Source organism: Traorella massiliensis, from assembly GCF_900104665.1.
GTDB classification, from domain to species: domain Bacteria; phylum Bacillota_I; class Bacilli_A; order Erysipelotrichales; family Erysipelotrichaceae; genus Traorella; species Traorella massiliensis.
Genome location: NZ_LT629968.1, coordinates 1 through 24697, shown reverse-complemented (window position 1 = coordinate 24697; position 24697 = coordinate 1). Strand labels below are relative to the sequence as shown.

The window sequence follows — 24697 nt, the reverse complement described above, 5'->3', positions numbered from 1 at the left end:
TTACAGCTTGTTTTGAATATATTCATGAATAGAAGCCGCACACTTCTTTCCAGCTCCCATTGCCTGAATGACCGTTGCTGCACCACTGACAGCATCTCCTCCGGCAAATACACCTTCTCTTGTTGTCATTCCCTGTTCATCCACCAAAAGGCATCCTTTAGGATTTGTTTCTAAGCCTTTGGTCGTTGAGCGAAGCAATGGATTCGGACTTGTACCGATGGCCATGATCATGCAATCACAGTCAATGATAAAATTGCTTCCCTCTTTCACAATCGGTCTTCTTCTTCCGGAAGCATCCTCTTCACCCAATTCCATTTCCACACATTCAACACCACTGATCCAGCCCTCTTCTCCAATAACCTTCACTGGGTTTGTTAATAGTTTGAATTCAATTCCTTCTTCCATGGCATGTTCTACTTCTTCATGACGTGCCGGAAGTTCTTCCATGCTTCTTCGATAAACGATCGTTACCTCAGCTCCCAAACGTCTGGCACTTCTGGCAGCATCCATCGCAACATTGCCGCCGCCGACAACAACACATTTATGAGCTTTATAAATCGGTGTATCACTATCTTCCTGATAGGCCTTCATTAGATTAAAGCGTGTCAGATATTCATTTGCTGAGAAAACACCTTTTAAGTTTTCACCCTCTAATCCCATGAAATTAGGAAGTCCTGCTCCGCTGCCAATAAAGACTGCTTCAAAGCCTTCATCAAATAATTCATCAACAGTTTCACTTCTTCCAATGACACTATCACATTCAATATGAACACCCATTTTTCCCAAAGCATCGATTTCATGCTGAACAATCGCCTTTGGTAATCTAAATTCCGGAATACCATAAACCAGAACGCCTCCTGCTACATGTAAGGCTTCAAACACAGTAACCTCATATCCCAGCTTAGCCAGATCACCTGCACAAGTCAGACCACTTGGTCCTGCCCCTACAATAGCTACTTTATGTCCATTTGTAACAGGTTTTGTCATTTCTTCCTTTAGATTCTCTCTAGCCCAATCCGCTACAAAGCGTTCTAATCTTCCGATACCGACACTTTCACCTTTAATAGCTCGTACACAATATTTTTCACACTGATTTTCCTGAGGACACACACGACCACAGACAGCTGGTAAAGAACTCGTTGATTTAAGAATCCCATAAGCCTTTTCAAAATTCTTTTCCCTTACCTCACGGATAAAATCAGGAATATGAATCGACACAGGACATCCCTGCATACAAGGCTTATGCTTGCAGTCCAAACATCTGTTTGCTTCTTCTACGGCCATCTCTTCAGTATATCCTAAAGCTACTTCATCAATATTTCCACTACGTACTTTTCCATCCTGCACAGGCATCTCAACCCGTTTCAAACTCATGTTCGGCATCACTGCACCTCCTTATTTAGAAGAGCACATGTCTTTTCATAGGCATGCTTTTCAAATTCCCGATAGGATGTATTACGGCTTATCGCTTCATCAAAATCTACCTCATGACCATCAAAATCCGGTCCATCTACACAGGCAAACTTCGTCTTACCGCCTACGCTCAACCGGCATCCGCCACACATGCCTGTTCCATCGATCATGATCGGATTCATTGATACGACCGTCTTAACGTTGTATTTCTTTGTCATCAACGATACAAATTTCATCATCACAAGCGGTCCGATAGCAATCACACAATCAAAAGTTTCCTTTTCCAAAAGTCGTTCCAAAGCATTAGTAACGACACCTTTTTCACCTACGCTGCCATCATCGCTCATAATATAAAAACGATCGCTTACCTGCTTAAATTCATCCTCTAATATCAATAGATCCTTATTTCTAAAGCCAACAATCGTTGTAACATCACTTCCCTGCTGATGAAGGGCCTTTGCAGTTGGATAAGCAATAGCACAGCCTACACCGCCACCAATAACGCATACTTTTTTCAGTCCTTCAATTTCACTTGGTTTTCCTAAAGGACCCACAAAATCATGAATATAATCATTCTCATTCAATTCATTTAGCTTTTTCGTTGTTGCACCAACGATTTGAAAAATAATCGTAACGGTATGTTTTTCTGGATCCGTATCTGCAATTGTCAAAGGAATCCGCTCTCCTTTTTCATCAACACGCAGAATAATAAACTGTCCTGCTTTCGCCTTTTTCGCAATTCTTTCATGCTCTACGACTATCTGCGTCACGGTTGGATTTAGACGCTTCTTTTCAACGATTCTTACCATGTTGCTCTCCTCCTTTTTTCTTGATAATCATACCATAAAATCAATCATTTAAATCGAATAATTTTGGTCCATTTTTACTTACTTCTTTATAATCAGGCATATATTTCTCAATAATTGCATAAAATGCTTTTGAATGATTTGGCTGAATCAAATGAGCATATTCATGAATTACAACATAATCAATAAAACGCTCATTATAATGAATCAGCTGTGAATTCAAAGTAATCTGATTCTTTTTAGGTGTACAGCTTCCCCATCGACTCGTCATTTTACGAATTTTAAGCGTTGGCTCACTGATACCATAATCAAGATTCATTATTTCATATACCGACTTCATTTTCTGACTCAATATTTTTTGCGTCATTTCCTTTTCATATTTAGCCAATATCTTTAATTCATCTTCATTTTCTTTTTTATATATCATACAAATTCCTTCACTCAGCCGAACGCCACTAGTTCTAGATAAAACTGTTTTGATTGGATAGCTTTTACCTAGAAATAAAAAACGCTGGTCATCCTGAAGAATTTTCTGTTGTCTTTGGATCATCGCTATCTTTTCAAAAATCCACTGACATTTCATGCCCACAAACTCATCCACCTTCTTAAGTGGTACATAAGCATTGCAGGATACGACAATTTCGCCATTCCGGGTAATATGCAAATTTATATTTTTCACATTCTTGATAATCAGTGTATATGGAATTTCAAGATTGTTCACTTTGATTTTTCTTAACATGAATTTATTATAATGAATTTAAGAAGCAGATGCAAATATGTTATACTATTATCATGAAAAATCCATTTATCTATTCAAATGACAACAAAAGATACCATACATTTAATTATTATCTAAAAAATACTTACCATGAAAAAGTTTTTAAAGTTCCACTCGATGGTGGTTTTACCTGTCCGAATCGAGATGGCAGCAAAGCAACGGGTGGCTGTACTTTCTGTAGTGCATTAGGCAGTGGCGATAGTATTATCCATCATGAAGATATCATGACCCAATACGAGGAAGGAGTAAAGCTTTTACGAAAGAAATGGCCTCATGGGAAAGGAATGGCTTATTTTCAAGCCTATACGAACACCTATGGTCCTCTTGAAAAGCTGAAAGAACTTTTTGAACCTTTTGTTCAAAGAGAAGATGTTGTCGCTGTCTGTATTGCAACAAGGGCGGACTGTCTTAATGATGAAAATATTGCCTACCTTGATTCTTTAACTTCCTATAAAGATATTTGGGTTGAAGTCGGTTTACAGACCATTCATGATGAAACTGCCCAAAGAATCAATCGTGCTCATGACTTTGCCTGTTTTTTAAAAGCCATTGATAAACTTTCTAAAACAAACTGTAAGATCTGTGTTCATATTATCAATGGTCTTCCTTATGAAACAAAAGACATGATGATCGAAACGATTCAGACAATTGCTTCACTACCCATTCACGCTGTTAAGATCCATATGCTTCATCTTTTGAAAAATACAGTTATGGCTAACGAATATGAGAAAAAGCCATTCCATATCTTAACTTTAGAAGAATATGTGGAAATCGTTTGTGAACAGTTAACTTATCTTCCCAAAGAGATCATCATTGAACGTTTAACAGGGGATGGCATTGCCAGTGAATTAATTGCTCCCTTATGGACCATAAAAAAAGTTTGTGTCTTAAATGAAATTGATAAATATATGGCACGCAATAACATATATCAAGGAATGAATAATTCAAAAAAAATCTGTGACTAGATCATCAGTCACAGATTTTTAATTTCGCTATTCCGCCAGCGTACAGCTTAATTCAACATATTCTTTATCACGGACAACAGTGAAAGTCATCGTATCTCCAATTTTATGTGAGCTTAGAGCACTTCGCAAATCATCGCTAGTCGTTACTTGTTCGCCATCTGCTTCAACAATAACATCATTTGCCTGAATACCTGCAGCTGCAGCATTACTGTTTGGTGTAACTTCACTTACTAAAAGTCCTAATACATTTACACCATGTTCCATCGCTTGAGTAATGCTACTAATTTCATAATAAGTAATTCCTAATGTAATTCTTCCACTAACCTTGCCATTTTCCACAAGATCATTTACGACACTTTTCGCAATATTAATAGGAATAGCAAATCCTAATCCTTCAATATCACTACCACTTGATTTCGCATTAACGACACCAATTAATTCACCTTTAGAATTAAACAAACCGCCACCTGAATTACCTGGATTGATAGCAGCGCTTGTCTGAAGCAGCGTCATGCTTTGCCCATCAATTGTGATCTCACGATCCTTAGCAGAAAGAATCCCTTCTGTTACTGTGCCGCCTAATGACCCTAGCGGATTACCTATAGCAATAACACTTTCACCAACATTCAGCGTATCCGAATCACCTAAAACCACAGGTGTCAGATTCTCTGCATCGATTCTCAACACAGCCAGATCACTCTGAGCATCGCTCGCAATTAATTCAGCATCATATTCATCACCATTTGTTAATCTGACTTTAATCTCATCAGCACCGTCAATAACATGATGATTTGTAACGATCAAGCCTGCATCGCTAAAAACAACTCCACTGCCGGCACCGCTTGTTACATACTGCTGCAAGAATACGGTCGTTTCTGTTTTAGATGTCGTAATTTCAACAATACTATCTTTTACATTCTCAACAACATCCACAGTTGACATTTCATCAACAGCTTCACCATCTTCATTTGTTTGAACAACAGACTGGTATATCACATCTGTGTTGCTGCTGATACCTCCGCTTAACTGAAGCGTAAGGAAAGTACCGCCAATACCACTTACAAAGCCTACTAAAGCACAAATGAATATCCAAATTACTTTCGATTTATTCTTTTTTTCTTTTTTTTCTTCTTTTATTTCGGTTTCATGAACTTCTGTTTCTACAATGTTTTCATCATCCATACTAATACCTCCCTTGCAGTATTATACTATACACTTATGATGTGTCATAAAAATGATAACTTTGTGAAATATTTGTGAAGATTGTTTTTTTTGTGTTACAATAGAAATATCATAAAGGAGATTTTTATATGGATTTTTTGATAGAAATACTAAAAGCCATTATCCTGGGCATTATTCAAGGAATTACTGAATGGCTTCCAATCAGCAGTACGGGTCATATGATACTCGTAGATGAGTTCCTACAGCTCGCAGGCGGCGAAACATTTGTTGAACTATTTCTAGTTGTCGTACAATTCGGCTCTATCCTGGCAGTTGTACTTATGTACTTTAATCGTTTAAATCCTTTTTCAAAAAGAAAATCTATCAGCGAAAAAAAGGAAACGATTAACTTGTGGGTCAAAATTCTAATTGCCTGTGTTCCAGCCGGGATTATTGGAGTTCTGTTTAACGATCAGATTAAAGCATGGTTTTTCAACCCGCCCGTTATTTCAATTACATTAATTGTTTATGGCGTTGGCTTTATCGTTATTGAAAGGCGTAAAAGACGTCCTACTGTTAACCGTCTAAATGAGATCACTTCTGTCAAAGCTGCCCAGATTGGTGTCTTCCAGATGTTAGCACTGATTCCAGGAACAAGCCGTTCAGGAGCTACAATTATGGGAAGTACCCTTTTAGGACTCAACCGTAAAACAGCCAGTGAATTCTCTTTCTTCCTGGCAATTCCGGTCATGCTCGGTGCAAGTCTTTTAGATCTGATACGTTACGACGGTATATTAACGATACAAAATATTGCCGTTTTAATGGCTGGTATGATTACAGCTTTTATTGTTAGTATCGTTGCTATTAAAATGTTACTTTCTTACATCCGTAAACATTCTTTTGAAGTATTTGGTTACTATCGTATTATTTTAGGAGCAATTGTATTCATTTATTTTGTAGTCATTCCATTTTTCGTGTAAAAAAAGCTTAAACGCCCTCTTATTTGACAATCCATTCAAGATATATATTATATTCTCTAAGCCTGTTTTCTAAAAGCAGGCTTATTTTTGTTTCAAGTTCACTTACAAGCTGTTCCCTATCCGGTATCAGCGTACAAATACTTTGCGGATTATCTTCCTGATAAAATGGTTTATCTGTTGTTACTTCTGCTCCTTCTGCATAATAAAGAGCATCCGCTTCTTCAACATTTTCACTATCACTAGCTGCTACCCAATTCTGATATTGAGGAAATAGCTTTTTCAATGACTCCAATGGATCATTCATCATGACTTTAATAACAGGTATCTCATTAGTATTTTCATAGTCATCCACTGCCTGTAAAGCTGTATTGCCAATAGCTACAAGACCATCTGCATATTCATTTTCAGCTTCCTCGATTTCTTGTGTACAATCATTTTGACAGAAAACAACTTCCGTATTTTCAATTTGTAAGTTTACCAGTTCACGTTTATTTTCATCTGCCAGAATAATGATCTTAACGGCATCACTGTCAGATTCACGTATCAGTGTATACCCATTGACACATCCACTTAAACATAATAGTAATAAACAAAGAAAACCCTTTTTCATTGTAACCTGCCTCCCAAATGAAATAAATAAATAGGAAGTGTAATTCCCAAAAATACTTCCACAAGCGAATTTACGCTCATATAATGAGCTCCATATATTCCTAAAGCCATCCCATAGATTAACATAAGTATATAATCATAGGGAAAGATGGAATAAGATAAATGCAATGAAAATACCATCATTGCAATTACTGCCAAGATCATCAATAAGCCTATAAACGACAATAGAATATGAAATTGAGCCGATAGCGGATAGCTTTGCGGCAAATATGGCAATATTGAGGATCCCAAAAACAAGAAGGCACTAATCACGATCAAAGGAAATAACATCTTTGCATGAATGCACTTAGGAAGACATTTATAAAATCCAATTACCAAAGCTATTTCACACATCACTGCCCAAATAATAAAATAGGTATGCATTCCCTTCAAATTTCCTACATAGGAAAGATTCTCATGAATCAGTGATGCATGTGAAGCAAACCACAATGTATAGAATGGATAAAGAATATACAGATATAAAAATAAGCATATTTTCATGTTTCTATTTTAACATATTCCGTTATATAAGCGTATAAGAAAACCATTTTAATATGATCATGCTTTTCTTTTTAATTGAAAAAAGAAGCCTTAGCTTCTTCCATCAAATGAATGCTTACATATCGGACAAGTAATCGTTACTTTACCCTTGCCTCTTGGAATTCTTAATTCCTGGCCGCAATTCTTACAGTGATAATATTTATATTTCTTTTTATCACGTTTTTTATTTTTCTGAAATTTATATTTAATTTTATCTACAAAATTATAGACAGGTGACATCATATTTGTATAGATTCTATTTTCATTATAACGTTTACTGAAATTTTTAGAGAACATACGGAAATAGTTATAGATCATTGGTACTAAAGATAAGAATAGGATAATGTTGTTTCGTGTCAAAATACCAAGAATCACTAAAATAAAAAACAGCACATTTAGACCATTACTTAATTGGTCTACACCGTACCTTCCCGTCATAAACTTCCTAAATTTATCCTTCATGACAATCTCTCCTTTGGTTTTTTCATTATAACACACTTCAATCAAACAAAAATGTCAAAACTGTCACTTATGCATATTTACAAGTTATTTTAACGTGCTATAATGGTTCTGATTTATCTAGGATATATAAGTGAGGTAATTATGAAAATAGTTGTATGCGGGGATGGGAAAGTTGGTCAAACCGTTTCACTCCAGTTATCTAAAGAAGGACATGATGTCGTTATTATCGATAAAAATGAAAGAGTTGTCAGCCATACTACAAATACGATGGATTGTCTGTGTATTCAAGGAAATGCTGCCTCAAGAGATGTTTTGATTGAAGCAGGAGTAAAAGAAGCAGACTTATTAATTGCAGTTACCAGTTCAGATGAAGTGAATCTGCTTTGCTGTCTTTTAGCGAAAAAACTTGGAGTTAAGCATACGATTGCACGTGTTCGTAATCCTGAATATGCCAATGACATTCATTACATACAGACTGATTTAGGATTATCAATGTCTGTCAATCCAGAATTTCAAACGGCTGTTGAAATTGCTCGTTCTTTGCGGTTTCCAAGTGCTATAAAAAATGATTCTTTTGCGAAAGGACTTGTGGATCTTGTCGAGTTTAAAGTTAAAGCTGATTCAGTTCTCATTGGTACACCTTTAAAAAAATTAGAAAATATCAGTGGTGTCAAAGTCTTGGTATGTGCTGTCTTACGTAATAGCCAGGCAATTATACCTGATGGAAATTTTATATTCCAGGAAGGTGACAAAGTTTCTATTACAGCTAAGCCAACTGAAATCTTATTGTTCTTTAAAGCAATCGGCGTCCCTCGTCCAAAAATTAAAAATATCATGATCATTGGCGGTGGCAGAATTGCTTATTATCTGAGTAAGATGCTACTTGAAATGAACTATAATGTTACTATTGTGGAAATGAATGAAGAAAAGGCTAAAGAATTGGCATATAAGCTTCCAAAAGCAACAATTATTAATGCTGATGCGACAGAACCGGATATTTTATTAGAAGAAGGTTTAAATGAAACTGATGCCTTCATAACACTGACAGGTATGGATGAAGAAAATATTCTTTTGGCTTTATATGCAAATCGTGCCAATGTAAAGAAAACGATTGCGAAAGTAAATCGTATTGATTTTGGAGAACTCCTAAGTGATGTTGGACTTGATACTATTGTTTCTCCAAAGAAAGTAGTAGCAAATCAGATTACCCGTTATGTACGTGCTATGCATAATTCTATGGGAAGTAATGTTGAAACTTTAACAAAGATCATTAATGATGAAGTTGAGGCATTAGAATTTAAAGTTGCCGATACATTTAAAAAACCTAATGTTCCATTGAAGGATTTGAAAATCAAATCACAGGTATTGATTGCCTGCATTGTAAGAAATCGTCATGTTCTCTTACCAGATGGTAATGAAGTTATTCTTCCTAAGGACAATATTGTTTTGGTAACAACTCGTTCAGGTTTAAACGATCTGAATGATATTCTTGAGGGATAAGTATGAATAAACGAATGATATTACGTGTTTTAGGTATTGTAATGGGAGTGGAAGCAGCTCTTTTGCTTTTTCCTTTTGTTGTAGGACTGATTTATCAGGAATCTTGTACGGTATATTTCGCCTATACATCAATTTTTTGTCTTGCCCTGTATTTATTATCTTTAAAAGTTCCAATTAAAAATAAAACAATTTATGCGAAAGAAGGATTGGTCATTGTCTCACTGGCATGGGTTTTTATGTCTTTAATAGGTGCCATTCCACTTTTATTGACAAATGCAACTCCTACTTATATCGATGCCTTCTTTGAAATTGTTTCTGGTTTTACCACAACTGGCTCAAGCGTTATTGCTGATGTGGAATCTATTGCTCGTTGTGCTACATTCTGGCGTTGCTTCTCACACTGGATTGGCGGGATGGGAGTCCTTGTTTTCATTCTTTCTATTGTGAAAATGCAGGGAAATGATCATAACATGCATATTATGCGTGCTGAATCACCTGGTCCTATGGTTGGCAAACTTGTTCCGAAAATACGTCAGAGTGCTTCACTTTTATACATTATTTATACTTTTTTAACCATTTTATTAATTGCTCTTTTATGTTTAGCAGGAATGCCTTTGTTTGATGCGATGTGTAATGCTTTTGGTACAGCAGGAACTGGTGGCTTTGCGATCTTAAATCAGAGCATTGGTCAATATAATAATGTCGTTTATGAGGTTATCATTACTATCTTTATGTTCCTTTTTGGCGTTAATTTTAACTTCTATTTCTACATTCTTATATGGGATAAAAAAGCCCTTTTTGCTAGCGAAGAGGTAAAAGCATATGTAGGTATCACACTTACCTTTATTATTTTGATTACATTAAATTTATGGCCTTTCTATGGAAATATCTTAACAGCTTTGCGACATTCTTCTTTCCAGGTATCTAGTATCATTACTACTACTGGTTTCTCAAGCTATGATTTCAATTTATGGCCACAGTTTTCTAAAACATTGCTTTTAGTACTGATGTTTATTGGTGCCTGTGCCGGTTCTACAGGAGGCGGAGTGAAAGTCAGTCGCTGGGTCATCATGTTCAAAAAGTTTAAGAATACGATCAAAAAAACGCTTCATGATAGAAGTGTCAATGTCGTTACTTTTGAAGGAAAGGCTGTCAGTGATGAGGTTATCAGTCAAATATTTGTCTTTTTTATGGCTTATATTTCAATTTTCTTTCTTGGATTGATCATTGTATCTCTTGACGGATTTGACTTTGAAAGTACCTTCTCAGCAGTAGCTACCTGCCTTGGAAATGTTGGACCAGGATTGGGTATTGCCGGTCCTTTAGGTAACTTTGCATCTTTTTCAAATCTTTCAAAAATTATTCTTTCCTTATGTATGCTTTTAGGAAGATTGGAGATATTCCCTTTGCTGATCACAATGCTTCCACAAACATATCGAAGAAATACACATTTATAGAGAATCATTCTGATTCTCTTTTTAATTTATACTGTTAATGTTAAGGGAAAATGTCACCTATTGTGAAAAGATAAACAAGCATTGATAGAAGCGGGTTCTACTTATGAGAATGTAGATGGTTGAGTATTTCATGTAAATCTTTTTGATTTTCAGCGATATCCGATATCCTTTTTCTTCTATCCCTGACTATCTTCACAGGATACTTTTTCCCATAGCGTAAAACATACATTTGATTGTTGAATACATTGATACGGATATTGACGGGAGTATCATTGAGAATATGGATGATCTCTCCCTTTTCATCGATCAGACTGTAATAGATACCATTCAGACTGAATGAATCGTTCCTGATGATACGTTCATAGCGAAGAGTGAAAACGGAATCTATGTCATGTCCATCCAGAGGTACAAAGGCATCATGGGGATCTTTGGGAAGAAAGGCAAACTTCTGACGGATATATGGCAGATAGAATGTGTCAAACCATCTGTTGAGCGTATCATAATCTTTGATGCCGAACCGTATGATATCATTTGGAAGTCTTCTTTGTACGGTGCCGTTATATCTTTCGATGCGTCCTTTTGCCTGTGGTGTGCTGGCGAATATCATCTCTATTCCAAGATCATCCATCATCAGTCCAAATTGGGTAAGGCATCCTTCTTTGGAAGATCGGAAGATGGTATGCTTGTCAGAGTAGAGCGACATGGGAATTCCGTATTTTGTCAAAATATTATGCATGACATAGCAGTAGCCAAGCTGACGTTCGGTGGGCATGAAACAGCCTGCCAGAGGTTCGGTGGTGGCATCGTCCACAGCCAGATGTAAAGTCCAGTTTTCGCCGTTTCCCATCCAGTCGAAAGGCGTACCGTCAATCTGGATGAGCATGCCTCTTTGCGGAGCAGGGTCTCTCAAAGGATGTACGGCTCTGCCGTCCCTTCTCAGAGGCTTTCTGCTTTCGGGAGATTTCCATCCCTGCTGGATAAAAAGATTTCTGAACCAGCTAAAGCTGCGGGGCTTTAGGTGATACTGATGAATGATATCGGACATAGCAGGATTATTTAATATATCTTCAAAGAAAATATCACGAAACTGTGATATTGTAATAGAAGGATATGGCTTTTTAAGGTCAATAAGGAATTGGATTTCATCATGAAGAGCTTTATTGACAGGCTCTTTTCCTGCATTGGCATGGCGGCAAAGAGTCTCCATATCCGCACTGCTGCAAAGAGATTCGGATAAACGGATGAGCTGTCTTTTGGAGTAGCCGGTTTTCTCAGAGATAATTGGATAGGTCAAGGATGAATCATGCATTTTCTGCTGTAAGAGTTTTAAAGCAAGAAGCTTGTCTTTCATAAAAAATACCTCCTGTATATTACAATACAGGAAGTCAAGTTTTTAATATATGAGATGGTGACATTTTCCCTTAATGGCGACACTTTTTAATTTATACTTGCGTAAAGTTTGTGATTATGATAATATTATATGGCAGTTAGGGGTATAGTACAATGGTAGTATAACGGTCTCCAAAACCGCTGATGCGAGTTCAATTCTTGCTACCCCTGCCATAGAAACACAGCAAGGTTCATTAAAGCTCTTAAAATAAAGCTTCATGAACCTTTTTTATTAATATAGATAATAGTGAATCTTAAAAATCATAAGATAACGATACCCAAGCATTTTTTCAATTTTCATTTAATTAATGTGAGACTTTATCTGTAATATAATACTTTTTGTTGATATATTAAATAAATAAGCATATTTGAATTACAAAGAGCATCGAAGTAATTGTTAATGTACAAGAAAATGATTTTGTAACCAAAATCATATGCAAATAAGCGACTCCCTATCTGCATACCCACCTGCCTTTCTAGCGGCGTGGTTCCACCGGCACCTTCACATCTCCTTCTTTTGCTCCTTAGTGCTAGGATCGATCACAGTTGCTTCATACAGATAGTCCTTTTCTGTAGTTCCATGCAGTTTCGTTTTCCGGATCATCTTTTCCTTTTCACAGATGACCTTTTCCAGTTCCGTTTCCTTTTCTCTGATCTTCATTCTGATCCTATTCATTCTTTTATCTGTTTTCTGGATCAGTTTTTTATTCAAGGCAGCATTAGCCTTTAGCAGGCCCTTGGCTTCATGGACAGCAGACAGAGGGATATAGTCATTGAGATGAAACTGCTTTTTAAGGAGCTGGTGAAGCTCGCTGTCCTTAAATGCGGCTCCCTTATAGGCACGATCGTAAAGACATTTATAGGCCTTATGAAGGACACGGTTGTAGACATCAAGATCATGAAGAACGGTGTTCTTCAGATCAGGGAATTCGCGGTAATAGAAACGGTTGGAAAGAGAAAAGACTTTCATGATGCCTCCTTGACAGAAATGAGATGTTTTGTACAGATATTATATCATATTAATAACTATAATGATACTATAATTTCAAATTAATGATATATATTATCATAACATAAATCACACTTAACTTTTTTTATTTTCTTTTATCATCTTTCTATTAATCAAAAATGAAATTTCCTAATATATAAAAAAAGCTCACTTCATAATGAAGTGAACTTTTTATACATAATACTGAGCCTGAGCATTCCATAACTGCTGATACAAGCCCTCTTCTTCTAACAATGATTCATGGGTTCCTCTTTGAGTGATCTCACCATTTTCAAATACGATGATTTCATCACAGAATTTACATGAACTCATACGATGAGAAATAAAGATGGCTGTTTTATCATTAACTAACTGATTTAAATTCTCATAGATTTCAGCTTCAGCTAACGGATCAAGGGCTGCTGTCGGTTCATCCATGATCACAAAAGGAGCATCCTTATATAAAGCACGGGCAATCGCAATCTTTTGAGCTTCACCACCACTGATATTCACACCATCGCCCAGATCCTTGTAAAGACGTGTATGCTGCTTCTCTGGCCAACTCAATACCTTTTCCTTCAGTGATACTTTATCAAGTGCCTCAAGACACTTATCTTCGTCTACATCACTGCTACCGGCTATATTTTCATCTAAAGGTAATGGAAATAATTTAAAATCCTGGAATACAACTGAAAAAATATCTGTATATTCCTTATAATCGTATTTTTCTATATTGATACCATTCAATAAGATTTCACCCTCACTAGGTTCATATAAACGGCATAATAATTTAATCAAAGTTGTCTTACCAGCACCATTCTGTCCTACGATCGCTAATCGTTGATTCACTTTCAGTTTTAAATCTATGTTCTTCAATACATAGTTATCAGTATTTGGATATTTAAAAGAAACATTCTTAAATTCAAACTCATACTGATAATCATCTCTTTTTTCAATTGGTAGAGTACCTTCATAATGCATATTTTTAGAATTAATGAATTCTTCAAAATTACCCAAATATTCAAACCGATAAACTAATTGATTATACCCGCTGATCGCTTCATTAAAAGTCGTACTTAAACGGGTAATACTTCCCGTATAAAGCAATACATCACCAATACTGATATTTCCATCTAATACACTCAACCCTACATAAATATATACAAAGGCAGTAAATATCTGCATGAAAAAGGCAATGATTCCATAATAAGTACCCGCAGTATCCGCATATTTTTTAAACACTTGATTAATTTTTTTATTAAAAACATGGTACCAGTAATTGATCAAATCCTTCATACGATATAAACGAATATCTTTACCGTTTTGAACATCCAAAGCACTTGAAATGATATAAGCAGATAAAGAATTCATATGCTCATTGTCACGCTGCATCGTTACTTCAATTTTCGCCAGTCTTTTCTGCATATAATTTTCCATTGTCATAAAAGCAATAAAAACAAGTAATAAAATTATAGTATAAATAATAAAATTTGAAGAATTCCTACTTTGAATCAAAAGCTGTATCGTAAAAACGAGCGAACAAAAAATCGAAGTATAATTACTAACTAAGATATAAGAAGACGAAATCTGACTTTCAACACCACCACTGCCATTAGAACCGTTTTTAGCTCTTCGTATCTTATCCATCGTTTCCGTTTTTTCAAATTCTTCATATTCCATAACATAAGCCTTATGTGCCGTCTGTTTCCATACTGCATAATAACTAGATTCAGCAATAACGCTCATGCTTTGATAACAAGCTCTTTCGATACAGCTTAAAAGAAAGGTTGAAGCAAGAAGGATCATGATCTGCATCTTTGCTAATTCTACATCAGACGCTAATAAGGCATCTAAAATTTTACTGGAATAATATAAAGATATGTAGGGAATAAATCCTTTTAAAATTCCCCCAAGTATCACATAAAACAAAACTGTCGGATGATCTTTTCGGATCATACGGTAAAATTTTCTTACATAATCCCATGTTTCTTTAAGCTTCATCTTCGCTCATCTCCTTATAATACTGACTCTGTATATAAAACATATTGGCATATAAACCATTCTTTTCCATCAATTCATCATGAGTCCCACATTCAGCTATCTTTCCTTTTTCTAAAAAGAAGATACGATCACAAAAACGTGTCGATGATAAACGATGAGAAATGAACAGTGAAGTTTTATTCTTAACTAAAGAAGCATACTGATCATACATTTCACTTTCCGCAATCGCATCTAAGGCTGCTGTTGGTTCATCTAAAATCAAAAGATGGGCATTTTTATAAAGAGCACGTGCTAAAAATAATTTTTGTATCTGTCCCCCTGATAATTGAATCCCCTCTTTTTCTATATCCTTGCCAATATATGTGTTTTCTTTTTTAGACAAAGAAGCAACTTTCTCATATAAACCACTTTTCTTTAATACTTCGATAAGTTTATTTCGATCAATTTGATCATCTTTTAATCCTGTAACATTCTGAGCAATTGTATAAGAAAATAAAACAGAATCCTGAAATAATACAGCAACTTGATCAAAATATTGATTGATATCCAGCTCATTAAGATCAATGCCATTGATAAGAATACGCCCGGATGTCGGTTTATAAAAACCACATAGCATTTTCACAAGTGTTGTTTTTCCTGCTCCATTCACCCCTACTAAAGCTATTTTTTCAGAAGAATCAATTTTGAATGAAACGTGATTCAATATCAAACGATCACTGTCAGGATATGAAAAGCATACATCATCAAACTCAATTTCAAAAGTTTGATTCTGATCTGGTAAAACAACTTTTCCATTATCATGTAAATAGATATTTTTCATATCCAAATATTCACGATAATATCTTATTTCCATAAGGCATCTTGAAAGAGATGCAATACTCTCACTGATCTGACTAAACCAGCTGCCAAAACCACTGACCACTCCCAAATATAAGACAAATTCACTGATATTCAATCCCTGTGTTAATAAATATATTAAATATCCATAACATACGCCATCTCTTATTAGTTGTAGAACTAAACCTACAAAATCATATAAATAATATAAACTCTTTGTTTTGGCTTCCTGATGCTGATAATCCCGATTATAACGCTCAAAAATCGAAGTCAGCCAGTTTTGAAGCTGATAGATACGAATATCTTTACCATTTTTTACTTCGCTGCTACTATTGAAAAAATAACGCTGATGACGCTCTCTTTTTGCCTGTTCATTACGATGTGCATCATCATATCTTTTCGCAATAACATAGAAAAGATATTGAATCAAAGATAGAATTACAAGAAATACTACTAATAAAAGATGAATGTTTGAAATGATAAGAATATAGAGTCCTAAGCCCAATATACTCGTTAATAAAAGAATATTTTGATGATAAAAGCCTTCAATTCCACGTTGATTGAAATTAATTGCACTTTGGGCCTTACTCATACTATTCTGTACATCTTCCATTTCATATAAAGCATAATCCATATCCATTGATTTATTCATCAATAAAGGCCAAAAGATTTCACAGCGAATAAAAATATAATAAAACCAGTTTCTATTTTTAAAATAATTCGCTAAACCACTTAAGACACCCGCTAACGCAAACGCAAAAAGACAAGTAAAAATCAAACGCTGAACATCACTTCCTCTTTCAAGCAAACCCACGATCATCGAAGGAAAAATAACTCCTATAAGAGGTTGAAGAGCATTGGTAATAACTTCTAGGATATTATCAACAACAAGCCTAGGACTGTACTTCCACATATATGCATAAAGATATTTATAATTGCTCCATATCGAATATTTCTTCATTTTATCACCCCAGACTTATTATAAATAAAAATCATGATTACTTATAAAAAAGTGCACGAATGGTATTATTTCGTACACGTTTGGTTCATTGGCAGCATAATTTCTGTCACAAAAACTCCCGGTTCATTTTTTCGATTAATATAACCATGATATTTTTCAACTACTTTGTTGATCCTTTTTAAACCATGACCATGATTCCCTCTTTTTGTCGTAATATATTCCTCATCAAACTTTCTTACAACTTCATTAGTCGCATTTGTAATACTAATATAAAGCTGTTTCTTATATAACCCAATATATAAACGAATATATTTTCTATCATTGACTTTTTCACATGCCTCTATAGCATTATCTATTAAATTTCCTAATAATACGCAACAATCGATACTTGTTATTGACAAATTTTGAGGAATCGATACCTTCACTGAAACCTCAATATTTTGAGCCATTGCCAGTGAAAGCTTTGAGTTTAAAATAGCATCCACTTCAATATTTCCACTTTCCACAATCTGTTTAATATCATCCAGATCCTTTTCAAGATCATTGAGATAACGTATTGATTCTTCAACCTGATTCTGATTCAGTTTAGCTTTTAAAGACTGAAGATGATTATGATAATCATGACGCCAGCCTCTCATGGTCATATAAATATTTTGGACCTCTTCTACCTGATTTTTTAAAAGCTTGTTTTGATAACTTGTACTATAACTTTCAAAAGTACTATGCAAAGACATGTCATAAATTCTTAAAGAAATAAATAATAATGTCAAAAGTAAAGAAGTAAATTCATAAGCACTGACTTGATATCCTAAAAAGATAATCATAGCCATAACTGCTGCTTGTATGATAACAGGTACTTTGAATGTTTTTTGACAGTAAGAATAATAAAAAAGCTGAAGGATAATATTTATAAATAAAATCAAAAGTAATGCTTCCTTAAAATAAATATAAGCAAGCCATCCACTGACTAACGTTATAATAGAAAGAAAAAATATTCTTTTAAAATGTTGTGTCTTCCATTGAGAAAGCAGTGAATATAAAATCAAAATCAAGAGACCGATCATAAAAGACCTCCCTTAATATATTCCATAAAAGCTTCATTTACTTTTTTTTGAGAACTTCTACTAATAGGAATCATAGCCTGATTTTCTAAAAGACAATGATCTGCAATCACTGCATCGACATGGTTTAAATTCACAATATAAGAACGATGTGTTTGAATAAACGACTTTGGAAGATTAGAATATAGTTCATTTAAAGACATTTTAACTTCTATAACTTCAGAAGCATAGATACTGCAGTAATGACCACAAGATTCAATATATAAAATATCATCGCAGCAAATTTTCATTTTATTGACATACAGATACGTCTTTTCTTTCTGAATCGATGATTCAATCAAATCTAACAACTCATGACATTTCTTTTGATCTAAAGGCTTCAACAAGTAACGCATAGCATTTACTTCATAACCCTCAAAAACATAATCACGAATAGCAGATAAAAATACAATCACGACATTCTTATCAATGCTTCTAATTTTCCTAGCACATTCGATCCCATTCATTTTTTTCATTTGAATATCTAAAAAGATACAATCAAAAGGAAACTGTTCTTCACATTCAAACAACATTTCCTCTGCACTATGAAAAGATATGATTTTATGATTTTCATCATGAATTAAGATCATCGCTTTTAGGCTTTCACATTGACTGATATCATCATCACAAATACATATTTTCATAAAAATATTATAATGAATTTTATTTTAAAGTACAATGAAATTCTAAATCCTATTATTCACCAAAGACGTTATGTTATTCAAAATGTGATTTTTTATAAAAAATACGCCATCATCTCATCAAGTTCGCTTTGCCTTTTTTTCATCTGCTTCCAAATAACGCAATACTTGAAATTCACCTTTACTCTCATATGCAAGCAAAGCTTCATACACATCTTCTATCTCAATGAGATCGTATTCTCCATGTTTATCTGAAACAAGAATCAAATCATTCAGATTTTGTTGTTTTTCATCGATTCCTACCCTTTGATCATAAGGTGATAAATCAAATAAGGAGTACATCGACATAATCTCTGTCAAAAGGACATTCTTCTATTTTTGCGCAAACTGAGAAACAAGAACCAAACGTTCTTGCATCAGTTTTACTAGTGCTGGGTCCGTAATATTTTCAGCTATTCTATAATCTAGGTACTCTGATACATAACAGTGGTATCCACTAAATTTCATAAGATAATTTCCTTCATCATTCAATATAAAACAAGGAGCTTTCATTCCAAAATCACGATATCTTTGAACTAACATGTTTAATTCTTCTATTCGCTGATGATCCATTACCTTTGCACAATTCATTCGTAAAACATATTTTTATCAATAATTATATCGTATATCATCCTCACCATGAGACGAATCTATTTTTTTTCAATGTGTTTATATGACTCAATACCATAATGAAAAAGTAATTTTTGTAATTTATCGCATTCCATACTATTCCTCTTTTATTCCTCTATTTAATTAAAAGCTTAGAGAAACTCAATATCAATAATATCCTCAAAAAAAAGCTTTGTTTTATCATCAAAAGTCAATATATGAGAATCATGATCTATTTTTATGATCCTTACATTTTTTCTTATATATGAGCCACCCTCTTTTCGCTCATCTTTTTGAAAGTAAGTAATATCAACGAATGGTTTCATATGAATATGTTCTTTTAAAAAATGAAGCTTTTCATTTATATATGCTTTTCTATCTTCTGTAAGCATTATTTTTTCTTCTGTCATCCTCGCAGTTTCTAAAATAGCTGCTTCGTGCCCGTTTAAAGCTGCAAAAGGTGAAAACTGGGCAGCACGATCATATAATGACATATGAGCATGCTTTACCGAACCCTGATAATCAAAATACAGAATATCCTCATAACACTGTTTATATAAATTTAGATTCATAAGACCTCCTAAGCTTTATGACCGCCAATCTGCTGATTCCGCTCTTTAGCGGTTGCTCCCTCTTCAAGACTTGTTAACATTAAAACGGCATTCTTCCCGTATTTTTTCTTAATGGCGAGCATCGTTTCTTGGACTCTTTTTTCACGATCAAGTTGTTTTTGATAGGCTTCTTTCTTTTTTTCTAATACATCATAATCAACAAAAAGATCTAATTGTTCTGTTTTTTTTAAATGTCCTATCTCTTCTTTTGTCTGTAAATGATTGAAAGAGATATTTAATCGTCGTATTTTTAAATTTTTATCAGTAATCTTATCATAAAGTTCTAAAACAGCTGTTCTTATTATTTTGGTGGAAGAAGTAAACTCTTTTAAACGAATACTGCTATGTGCCGGTTTAGGAACCCAGCGTCCATAATGATCTTTTTTAACTTCACCTTTATATTTACTTTTTAAATTATCAATATCATAGCCAATGCTAAGACATACCTGATCAGTATTTAATCCTTTATCTACCAAACCTAAAACCAGTGAATCACACATTTCTTTTATGATGATCCTTGCTTTTTCAAAAGAATATGGACTTGTCAAGACCTGTCCTGTTCCCATGCTATTAGAGCGTGGCTTATAAGCTTTTATGTATTCCATCGTACAAGGTTCTTTCCCCCATGCATGATCAATCAAAAGCTCTGCATTGATCCCAAATAATTGATACAAAAGTTCTTCATTGACCAATGAACATCTCGCAATATCTCCCATTGTAAACAATCCATTCTCCTCCAGTTTTTTCGTATAACCTCTTCCTATACGCCAAAAATCAGTTAATGGACGATGATCCCACAAAAGCCTGCGATAACTTATCTCGTCTAATTCCGCAATTCTTACTCCATTTTCATCAGGATCAATATGTTTCGCAACGATATCCATAGCCACTTTACATAAATACAAATTGCTTCCAACTCCTCCAGCAGCGGGAATCCCTGTTTCCCTATAAATATCCTGAATGATCAAAGCACTCAATTTTCTTCCACTCATTCCATACATTTTTAAGTAATTTGTCACATCAATAAAAACCTCATCTATTGAATAAACATGAATATCTTCCTCTGCGACATACTTTAAATATATTTGATAGATTCTAGCGCTATATTGAATATATAAGGCCATCCTAGGTACTGCAGTAATATAAGAAAGCGCCAGATTTGGATTTTTTTTTAGTTCATCATCATAAAAAGATTCTCCTAAAAATGTATGATTCCAAGCCAAACGCTTTCTATTCTCATTCACTTCTTTAATCTTTTGCACGACTTCAAACAAGCGTGAACGTCCCGAAATTCCATATGCCTTCAAGGCAGGCGACACTGCCAGACAGATAGTTTTTTCACTACGCTCAACATCCGCTACAACAAGATTCACCAAAACAGGATCCAATCCTCTTTCAACACATTCTACAGAAGCATAAAATGATTTTAAATCGATAGCAATATAAACATGCTTCTTCATAAAACGACCTTCTTTCATATCTTTTAATATTTGATTATTTTTTATACCGGTACATATATATTATATCATTTTAAATAATGAAATGATATATTTATATTATTTTTTTTCATAAAAAAAGTTTGAATTTTATTCAAACTTTATCTTAATGCTTTTAATTTTCTTTTCTGCTTTTTAAGCTGTTCCATATCCGCCTCGATCTTTTTTAGCTTCGAAGAAAGATCAATAGGTGTCATCTTCATTCCTTTATCCACCCAGGAAATAATACAGCCTACGCAGCCCTGAGCTAAAAATTCACTGATAAATTCCTCTTCCTGATCATCTACATAATCATTTTCATCGATAACATGGATCGCATGAAGAAAAAGATTCTTAAAAATTGCAAAACAAGGATCAATAAATGATTTAGGCGTGGCATGGATCGTACGCATATAAAACTCTTGATCATTTGACATGATCATAAGCATTTTTTCAATTCTCTTTTCCCAGTTATCAATACCAATACCATGCGTTAACGGATCCAGACAATCATGCAGATAAACCCATTCTAAGCATTCATATTTATCTTGAAAATGATAGTAGAATGTTTGACGATTTAAATTACATTTTGAGGTAATATCAGAAACTGAAATTCTATCAAAGGGTTTTTCATGCGTCAATTGTTTAAGGGCGTTCCCTAAAGCTTTTTTTGTATGTGACATGTCATCAGCTCCCATTGTATTCTACCATATCTTTACCAAAAGAAAAAGAGATGTCTCTTATCTCTTTTCAGCAATTTTTTTATGAATCTCGATAAGTTCATATGCCAGTATACCAAATGTTTCTGCACTCATTAACTGATCCTCAGCATGGAGCAGCAGTAAAGATAACACACTGTTTTGACCATTGGCTTCCTGCTGGATCAATCCAGCATGAGCAGCATGTCCCTCAACAAACAATTTCTCACCTTCATCCATTAATAAATATGCTTTCTCAAATTCCTGATCTTTTGCCTGACGAATCGCTTCAATATATAGAGAACGTGCACAGCCTGCACTTGCAATAAGTGTAAAACAAATATGTTCCATTCTTTCCATACTAATCTTTTAAAAGAAAACGAACCTGTTTCACGATCGCTTCTCCATCCATTCTTCCATAGCTTTTCATATCGATTGCTTCCACCGGTTTATCAGGAAAAGCATTTTTTATTTCTTTCAATTGAAATTTTACCTGTGGGCCTAATAAAATCACATCCCATAAACTGCCAATCCCTCTAGCTTCAGAAATAGAACGGGCTTCTACTTGAATTTCATAATGTTCTTTTTCCGCTGCACTCAATATTTTCTTCACCAGCATACTAGTTGACATACCTGCTGAACACACTAATAGTATTTTACGCATCTTATTTTCCCTCTTTTCTAAGCATAAAGTGACTCCATGATCTTATCTCATCTAAAAGGATCCATTCTTTTTTAGGAATTGATCCTACTACATTCATCCTGCCATCATTTTCCATCGTCTGAAGAACTAGATGGACCTCACCTTTATAACGAGAAATCCTATCATTCATGATAATGACATCTCCCCGATATACTTGTTTTTTAGTATTATGAGGCGGTATTGAAACATCCCGATAGATTACCCTAGGCATTGTTGAGCGAATCATATATTCACTGATATCGCCTCTTGCAGTATGATTAAAATCATAAAGGATCATTTCCTCTAAAACTGTACTTGTGCCTGCCTCTACATTTAATGTCAAAGGCTGATCAGCCGCTTCTTTCATAGCTCTCAATTCATCCTCTGAAGCATAAGCATTGCCAATAATAATATCATCCACGATATCCATTGCTTTTAAATGCCTGACTTGTAATTCTAATGGTAAATCACGATGTTTTTCAAGTGTACATAATCCTTCATTGAAACAAGGACCAAAACATCCTATATTCTGTGATGTTACAAAAACTGCTGTTGATAACTGAAATGTTTTCATTTCCTGTGTTGCCTCTTTAAAAGATTTTATTCCTAAACCGGTGTATTTCAATGGATAATAATTATGACAAGTAATGAGTTTTTCTCTATCTGGCTGAAAACATAAAATACGATTGATCAAATGATCAAAGACAGAGGCATTTAATTCAATTTTCAAATTTAATGGATTATATGTCATTTCAGCTTCTTCTCTTCCACTAAAGCTTTCATCCATTCGAATACCATCAGCCATCAGCTCTTTAAAAAAAGTAAGATCCTGATAATTGATTTGTAGTTCTTTAAACTTTTGTGGTGATACATCAAAAATAATTTCAAAGCCTTTTTCTTTCGCATAAGTATTCAAATCATAAAACATCGAAACTACTTCAGAACGTGATCGTTTTGAGGTACTTAACAAACATACAAAAAGTCTTGTAAAACCATATTTTGCTGCTAAATCAAGATACTCTTTATCCTTTTGAAGGTTATTAGAAATCTCTGGATATAAAGAAATACCAAGTCTTTTCATATGCTTTCTTCCTTATTTAGAATATGATGTTCCATCGCTATTAACATTTTTTTCATTTTTTTAGCATTGAAATAGAAAAGAATAAAACTTATTATCTTATAATTCCATACATGAAGTTTTTTTGTTGAATCAAAAGTTTCAGTATACGTAACTCGGATATGGTCATCATCTATCTTTTCTATTTCATAGCCAATATGACTAATATTAGAGTTTAGCTGTATCTTACTTATATAACTTTCAGGACTTACATATTCGATAATTTCTACATTGCCTTCTAATTCTTTATTACCTGCCTGTTTGAATTTCTTTTTATACTGAAGCCCTTTTTTAATTTCATTTGTATTTTTGAACTTATCTGTATTTTTGAAAATATCGATTATTAATGATTGTGTTAGATAATCAAAGAAATCCTTCTGAGAGAGATTCATTTCTACATTTACTTTCATATCTTCTCCATAGTCATTACGACTTACTTATATTGTAATTATTTCCTGGGTAATTAAATACTTATATTCATTCTTCATAATCAATATGATAAAATAAAGCCTTACCCCATTGACTATTTTTAATTACTTTATCTGCAATCTCTGTTGCATGTTGCTGATTTCCATTAACTTCAAAATAAAGCTTCATCCTTTCTTGTTTTAGATAACAAAAAGTATGTCCTTCATAAGTAATTCCATTTAAAAGGCAAATTATTTCTTCTCTTTTTAATGGCATCTGTATTATAATCATCATTTTTCCTTTCCAAGAAAATGATTTTGTAACCAAAATCATATGCAAATAAGCAACTCCCTATCTGCATACCCACCTGCCTTTCTAGCGGCGTGGTTCCACCGACACCTTCACATCTCCTTCTTTTGCTCCTCTCTGAA

28 protein-coding genes and 1 tRNA gene are annotated in these 24697 nt (G+C 34.3%); 5 read left to right on the top strand and 24 right to left on the bottom strand.

Annotated features, from left to right (window positions below):
- The 3 genes from gltA to BQ5367_RS04565 are packed head-to-tail and all read right to left on the bottom strand — an operon-like array spanning window position 1 to window position 2958.
- Window positions 1-1383: an NADPH-dependent glutamate synthase gene (gene gltA, locus BQ5367_RS04575; RefSeq protein ID WP_071441376.1), complete on the bottom strand. Its 1383-nt coding sequence runs from the start codon at window positions 1381-1383 to the stop codon at window positions 1-3.
- On the bottom strand, window positions 1383-2222 hold the full coding sequence (locus BQ5367_RS04570; RefSeq protein ID WP_071441375.1) for a sulfide/dihydroorotate dehydrogenase-like FAD/NAD-binding protein: 840 nt from the start codon (window positions 2220-2222) through the stop codon (window positions 1383-1385). Before BQ5367_RS04570 ends, gltA begins: the two co-directional genes overlap by 1 nt.
- 40 nt (window positions 2223-2262) lie before the next feature.
- Window positions 2263-2958 (bottom strand): M48 family metallopeptidase, encoded by a 696-nt coding sequence (locus BQ5367_RS04565; protein WP_071441374.1) that lies wholly within the window; start codon window positions 2956-2958, stop codon window positions 2263-2265.
- 53 nt (window positions 2959-3011) lie between these two features.
- Here BQ5367_RS04565 and BQ5367_RS04560 point away from each other — a divergent pair, with 53 nt between their 5' ends.
- Window positions 3012-3962: a tRNA modification radical SAM protein MnmL/YtqA gene (locus BQ5367_RS04560; RefSeq protein ID WP_071441845.1), complete on the top strand. Its 951-nt coding sequence runs from the start codon at window positions 3012-3014 to the stop codon at window positions 3960-3962.
- A gap of 27 nt (window positions 3963-3989) precedes the next feature.
- Here BQ5367_RS04560 and BQ5367_RS04555 read toward each other — a convergent pair whose 3' ends face one another.
- Window positions 3990-5144, bottom strand: coding sequence for a S1C family serine protease (locus BQ5367_RS04555; RefSeq protein ID WP_083383163.1), 1155 nt, complete (start codon window positions 5142-5144; stop codon window positions 3990-3992).
- A 128-nt stretch (window positions 5145-5272) separates the two neighbouring features.
- Here BQ5367_RS04555 and BQ5367_RS04550 point away from each other — a divergent pair, with 128 nt between their 5' ends.
- The gene (locus tag BQ5367_RS04550; RefSeq protein ID WP_071441373.1) at window positions 5273-6103 is read left to right on the top strand and encodes an undecaprenyl-diphosphate phosphatase; all 831 of its coding nucleotides are present in this window, start codon (window positions 5273-5275) and stop codon (window positions 6101-6103) included.
- Window positions 6104-6122: 19 nt separating this feature from the next.
- Here BQ5367_RS04550 and BQ5367_RS04545 read toward each other — a convergent pair whose 3' ends face one another.
- The 3 genes from BQ5367_RS04545 to BQ5367_RS04535 all read right to left on the bottom strand — a co-directional run bounded on the left by BQ5367_RS04545 (window position 6123) and on the right by BQ5367_RS04535 (window position 7753).
- Window positions 6123-6713, bottom strand: coding sequence for a hypothetical protein (locus BQ5367_RS04545; RefSeq protein ID WP_071441372.1), 591 nt, complete (start codon window positions 6711-6713; stop codon window positions 6123-6125).
- Window positions 6710-7252, bottom strand: coding sequence for a hypothetical protein (locus tag BQ5367_RS04540; protein WP_071441371.1), 543 nt, complete (start codon window positions 7250-7252; stop codon window positions 6710-6712). The genes BQ5367_RS04545 and BQ5367_RS04540 overlap by 4 nt, the downstream gene beginning before the upstream one ends.
- A gap of 90 nt (window positions 7253-7342) precedes the next feature.
- The gene (locus BQ5367_RS04535) at window positions 7343-7753 is read right to left on the bottom strand and encodes a hypothetical protein (protein ID WP_071441370.1); all 411 of its coding nucleotides are present in this window, start codon (window positions 7751-7753) and stop codon (window positions 7343-7345) included.
- A gap of 141 nt (window positions 7754-7894) precedes the next feature.
- Between BQ5367_RS04535 and trkA the strand changes: the two genes are divergently transcribed.
- Window positions 7895-9253, top strand: coding sequence for a Trk system potassium transporter TrkA (gene trkA / locus BQ5367_RS04530; protein ID WP_071441369.1), 1359 nt, complete (start codon window positions 7895-7897; stop codon window positions 9251-9253).
- 2 nt (window positions 9254-9255) lie between these two features.
- Window positions 9256-10710, top strand: coding sequence for a TrkH family potassium uptake protein (locus BQ5367_RS04525; RefSeq protein WP_071441368.1), 1455 nt, complete (start codon window positions 9256-9258; stop codon window positions 10708-10710).
- A gap of 97 nt (window positions 10711-10807) precedes the next feature.
- Here the strand turns inward: BQ5367_RS04525 and BQ5367_RS04520 are convergent, their stop codons facing one another.
- The gene (locus BQ5367_RS04520) at window positions 10808-12061 is read right to left on the bottom strand and encodes a DDE-type integrase/transposase/recombinase (RefSeq protein WP_071441367.1); all 1254 of its coding nucleotides are present in this window, start codon (window positions 12059-12061) and stop codon (window positions 10808-10810) included.
- A gap of 138 nt (window positions 12062-12199) precedes the next feature.
- Here BQ5367_RS04520 and BQ5367_RS04515 point away from each other — a divergent pair.
- Window positions 12200-12273: transfer RNA gene (locus BQ5367_RS04515), tRNA-Trp, on the top strand.
- Between the two features lie 328 nt (window positions 12274-12601).
- Here BQ5367_RS04515 and BQ5367_RS13800 read toward each other — a convergent pair.
- From BQ5367_RS13800 to BQ5367_RS13795, 16 genes are all read right to left on the bottom strand, one after another.
- Entirely contained in the window at window positions 12602-13069 is a 468-nt protein-coding gene (locus tag BQ5367_RS13800; protein WP_071441366.1) for a hypothetical protein, read from the bottom strand.
- Between the two features lie 210 nt (window positions 13070-13279).
- Entirely contained in the window at window positions 13280-15088 is a 1809-nt protein-coding gene (locus BQ5367_RS04505; RefSeq protein WP_071441365.1) for an ABC transporter ATP-binding protein, read from the bottom strand.
- A complete protein-coding gene (locus BQ5367_RS04500) occupies window positions 15078-16886 on the bottom strand; it encodes an ABC transporter ATP-binding protein (RefSeq protein WP_071441364.1) in 1809 nt (602 codons plus the stop codon). The genes BQ5367_RS04505 and BQ5367_RS04500 overlap by 11 nt, the downstream gene beginning before the upstream one ends.
- Window positions 16887-16951: 65 nt before the next feature.
- Window positions 16952-17950, bottom strand: coding sequence for a sensor histidine kinase (locus tag BQ5367_RS04495; protein WP_235858735.1), 999 nt, complete (start codon window positions 17948-17950; stop codon window positions 16952-16954).
- Entirely contained in the window at window positions 17947-18630 is a 684-nt protein-coding gene (locus BQ5367_RS04490) for a LytR/AlgR family response regulator transcription factor (RefSeq protein WP_071441363.1), read from the bottom strand. The genes BQ5367_RS04495 and BQ5367_RS04490 overlap by 4 nt, the downstream gene beginning before the upstream one ends.
- A 117-nt stretch (window positions 18631-18747) precedes the next feature.
- Window positions 18748-18969, bottom strand: coding sequence for a hypothetical protein (locus BQ5367_RS04485; protein WP_071441362.1), 222 nt, complete (start codon window positions 18967-18969; stop codon window positions 18748-18750).
- A gap of 30 nt (window positions 18970-18999) precedes the next feature.
- A complete protein-coding gene (locus tag BQ5367_RS04480; RefSeq protein WP_071441361.1) occupies window positions 19000-19209 on the bottom strand; it encodes a hypothetical protein in 210 nt (69 codons plus the stop codon).
- Between the two features lie 218 nt (window positions 19210-19427).
- Window positions 19428-19847 (bottom strand): YolD-like family protein, encoded by a 420-nt coding sequence (locus BQ5367_RS04475; RefSeq protein ID WP_071441360.1) that lies wholly within the window; start codon window positions 19845-19847, stop codon window positions 19428-19430.
- Between the two features lie 8 nt (window positions 19848-19855).
- Window positions 19856-21346, bottom strand: a complete 1491-nt coding sequence (locus BQ5367_RS04470) for a Y-family DNA polymerase (RefSeq protein WP_071441359.1) — start codon at window positions 21344-21346, stop codon at window positions 19856-19858.
- A gap of 137 nt (window positions 21347-21483) precedes the next feature.
- Window positions 21484-22044 (bottom strand): TetR/AcrR family transcriptional regulator C-terminal domain-containing protein, encoded by a 561-nt coding sequence (locus BQ5367_RS04465; protein ID WP_071441843.1) that lies wholly within the window; start codon window positions 22042-22044, stop codon window positions 21484-21486.
- Window positions 22045-22101: 57 nt separating this feature from the next.
- Window positions 22102-22419 carry a PTS lactose/cellobiose transporter subunit IIA gene (locus BQ5367_RS04460; protein ID WP_071441358.1) on the bottom strand — a complete coding sequence of 106 codons (318 nt, stop codon included), beginning with the start codon at window positions 22417-22419 and terminating at the stop codon, window positions 22102-22104.
- Window position 22420: 1 nt separating this feature from the next.
- Window positions 22421-22723 carry a PTS sugar transporter subunit IIB gene (locus tag BQ5367_RS04455; RefSeq protein ID WP_071441357.1) on the bottom strand — a complete coding sequence of 101 codons (303 nt, stop codon included), beginning with the start codon at window positions 22721-22723 and terminating at the stop codon, window positions 22421-22423.
- A 1-nt stretch (window position 22724) separates the two neighbouring features.
- Entirely contained in the window at window positions 22725-23822 is a 1098-nt protein-coding gene (locus BQ5367_RS04450; protein ID WP_071441356.1) for a DUF871 domain-containing protein, read from the bottom strand.
- The gene (locus BQ5367_RS04445) at window positions 23819-24268 is read right to left on the bottom strand and encodes a DUF3284 domain-containing protein (protein WP_071441355.1); all 450 of its coding nucleotides are present in this window, start codon (window positions 24266-24268) and stop codon (window positions 23819-23821) included. The genes BQ5367_RS04450 and BQ5367_RS04445 overlap by 4 nt, the downstream gene beginning before the upstream one ends.
- A 67-nt stretch (window positions 24269-24335) precedes the next feature.
- Window positions 24336-24557: a hypothetical protein gene (locus tag BQ5367_RS04440; RefSeq protein ID WP_143052346.1), complete on the bottom strand. Its 222-nt coding sequence runs from the start codon at window positions 24555-24557 to the stop codon at window positions 24336-24338.
- The coding region (locus BQ5367_RS13795; RefSeq protein ID WP_235858734.1) for a hypothetical protein at window positions 24490-24697 on the bottom strand (208 nt) is incomplete at its 5' end. The genes BQ5367_RS13795 and BQ5367_RS04440, both read right to left, overlap by 68 nt.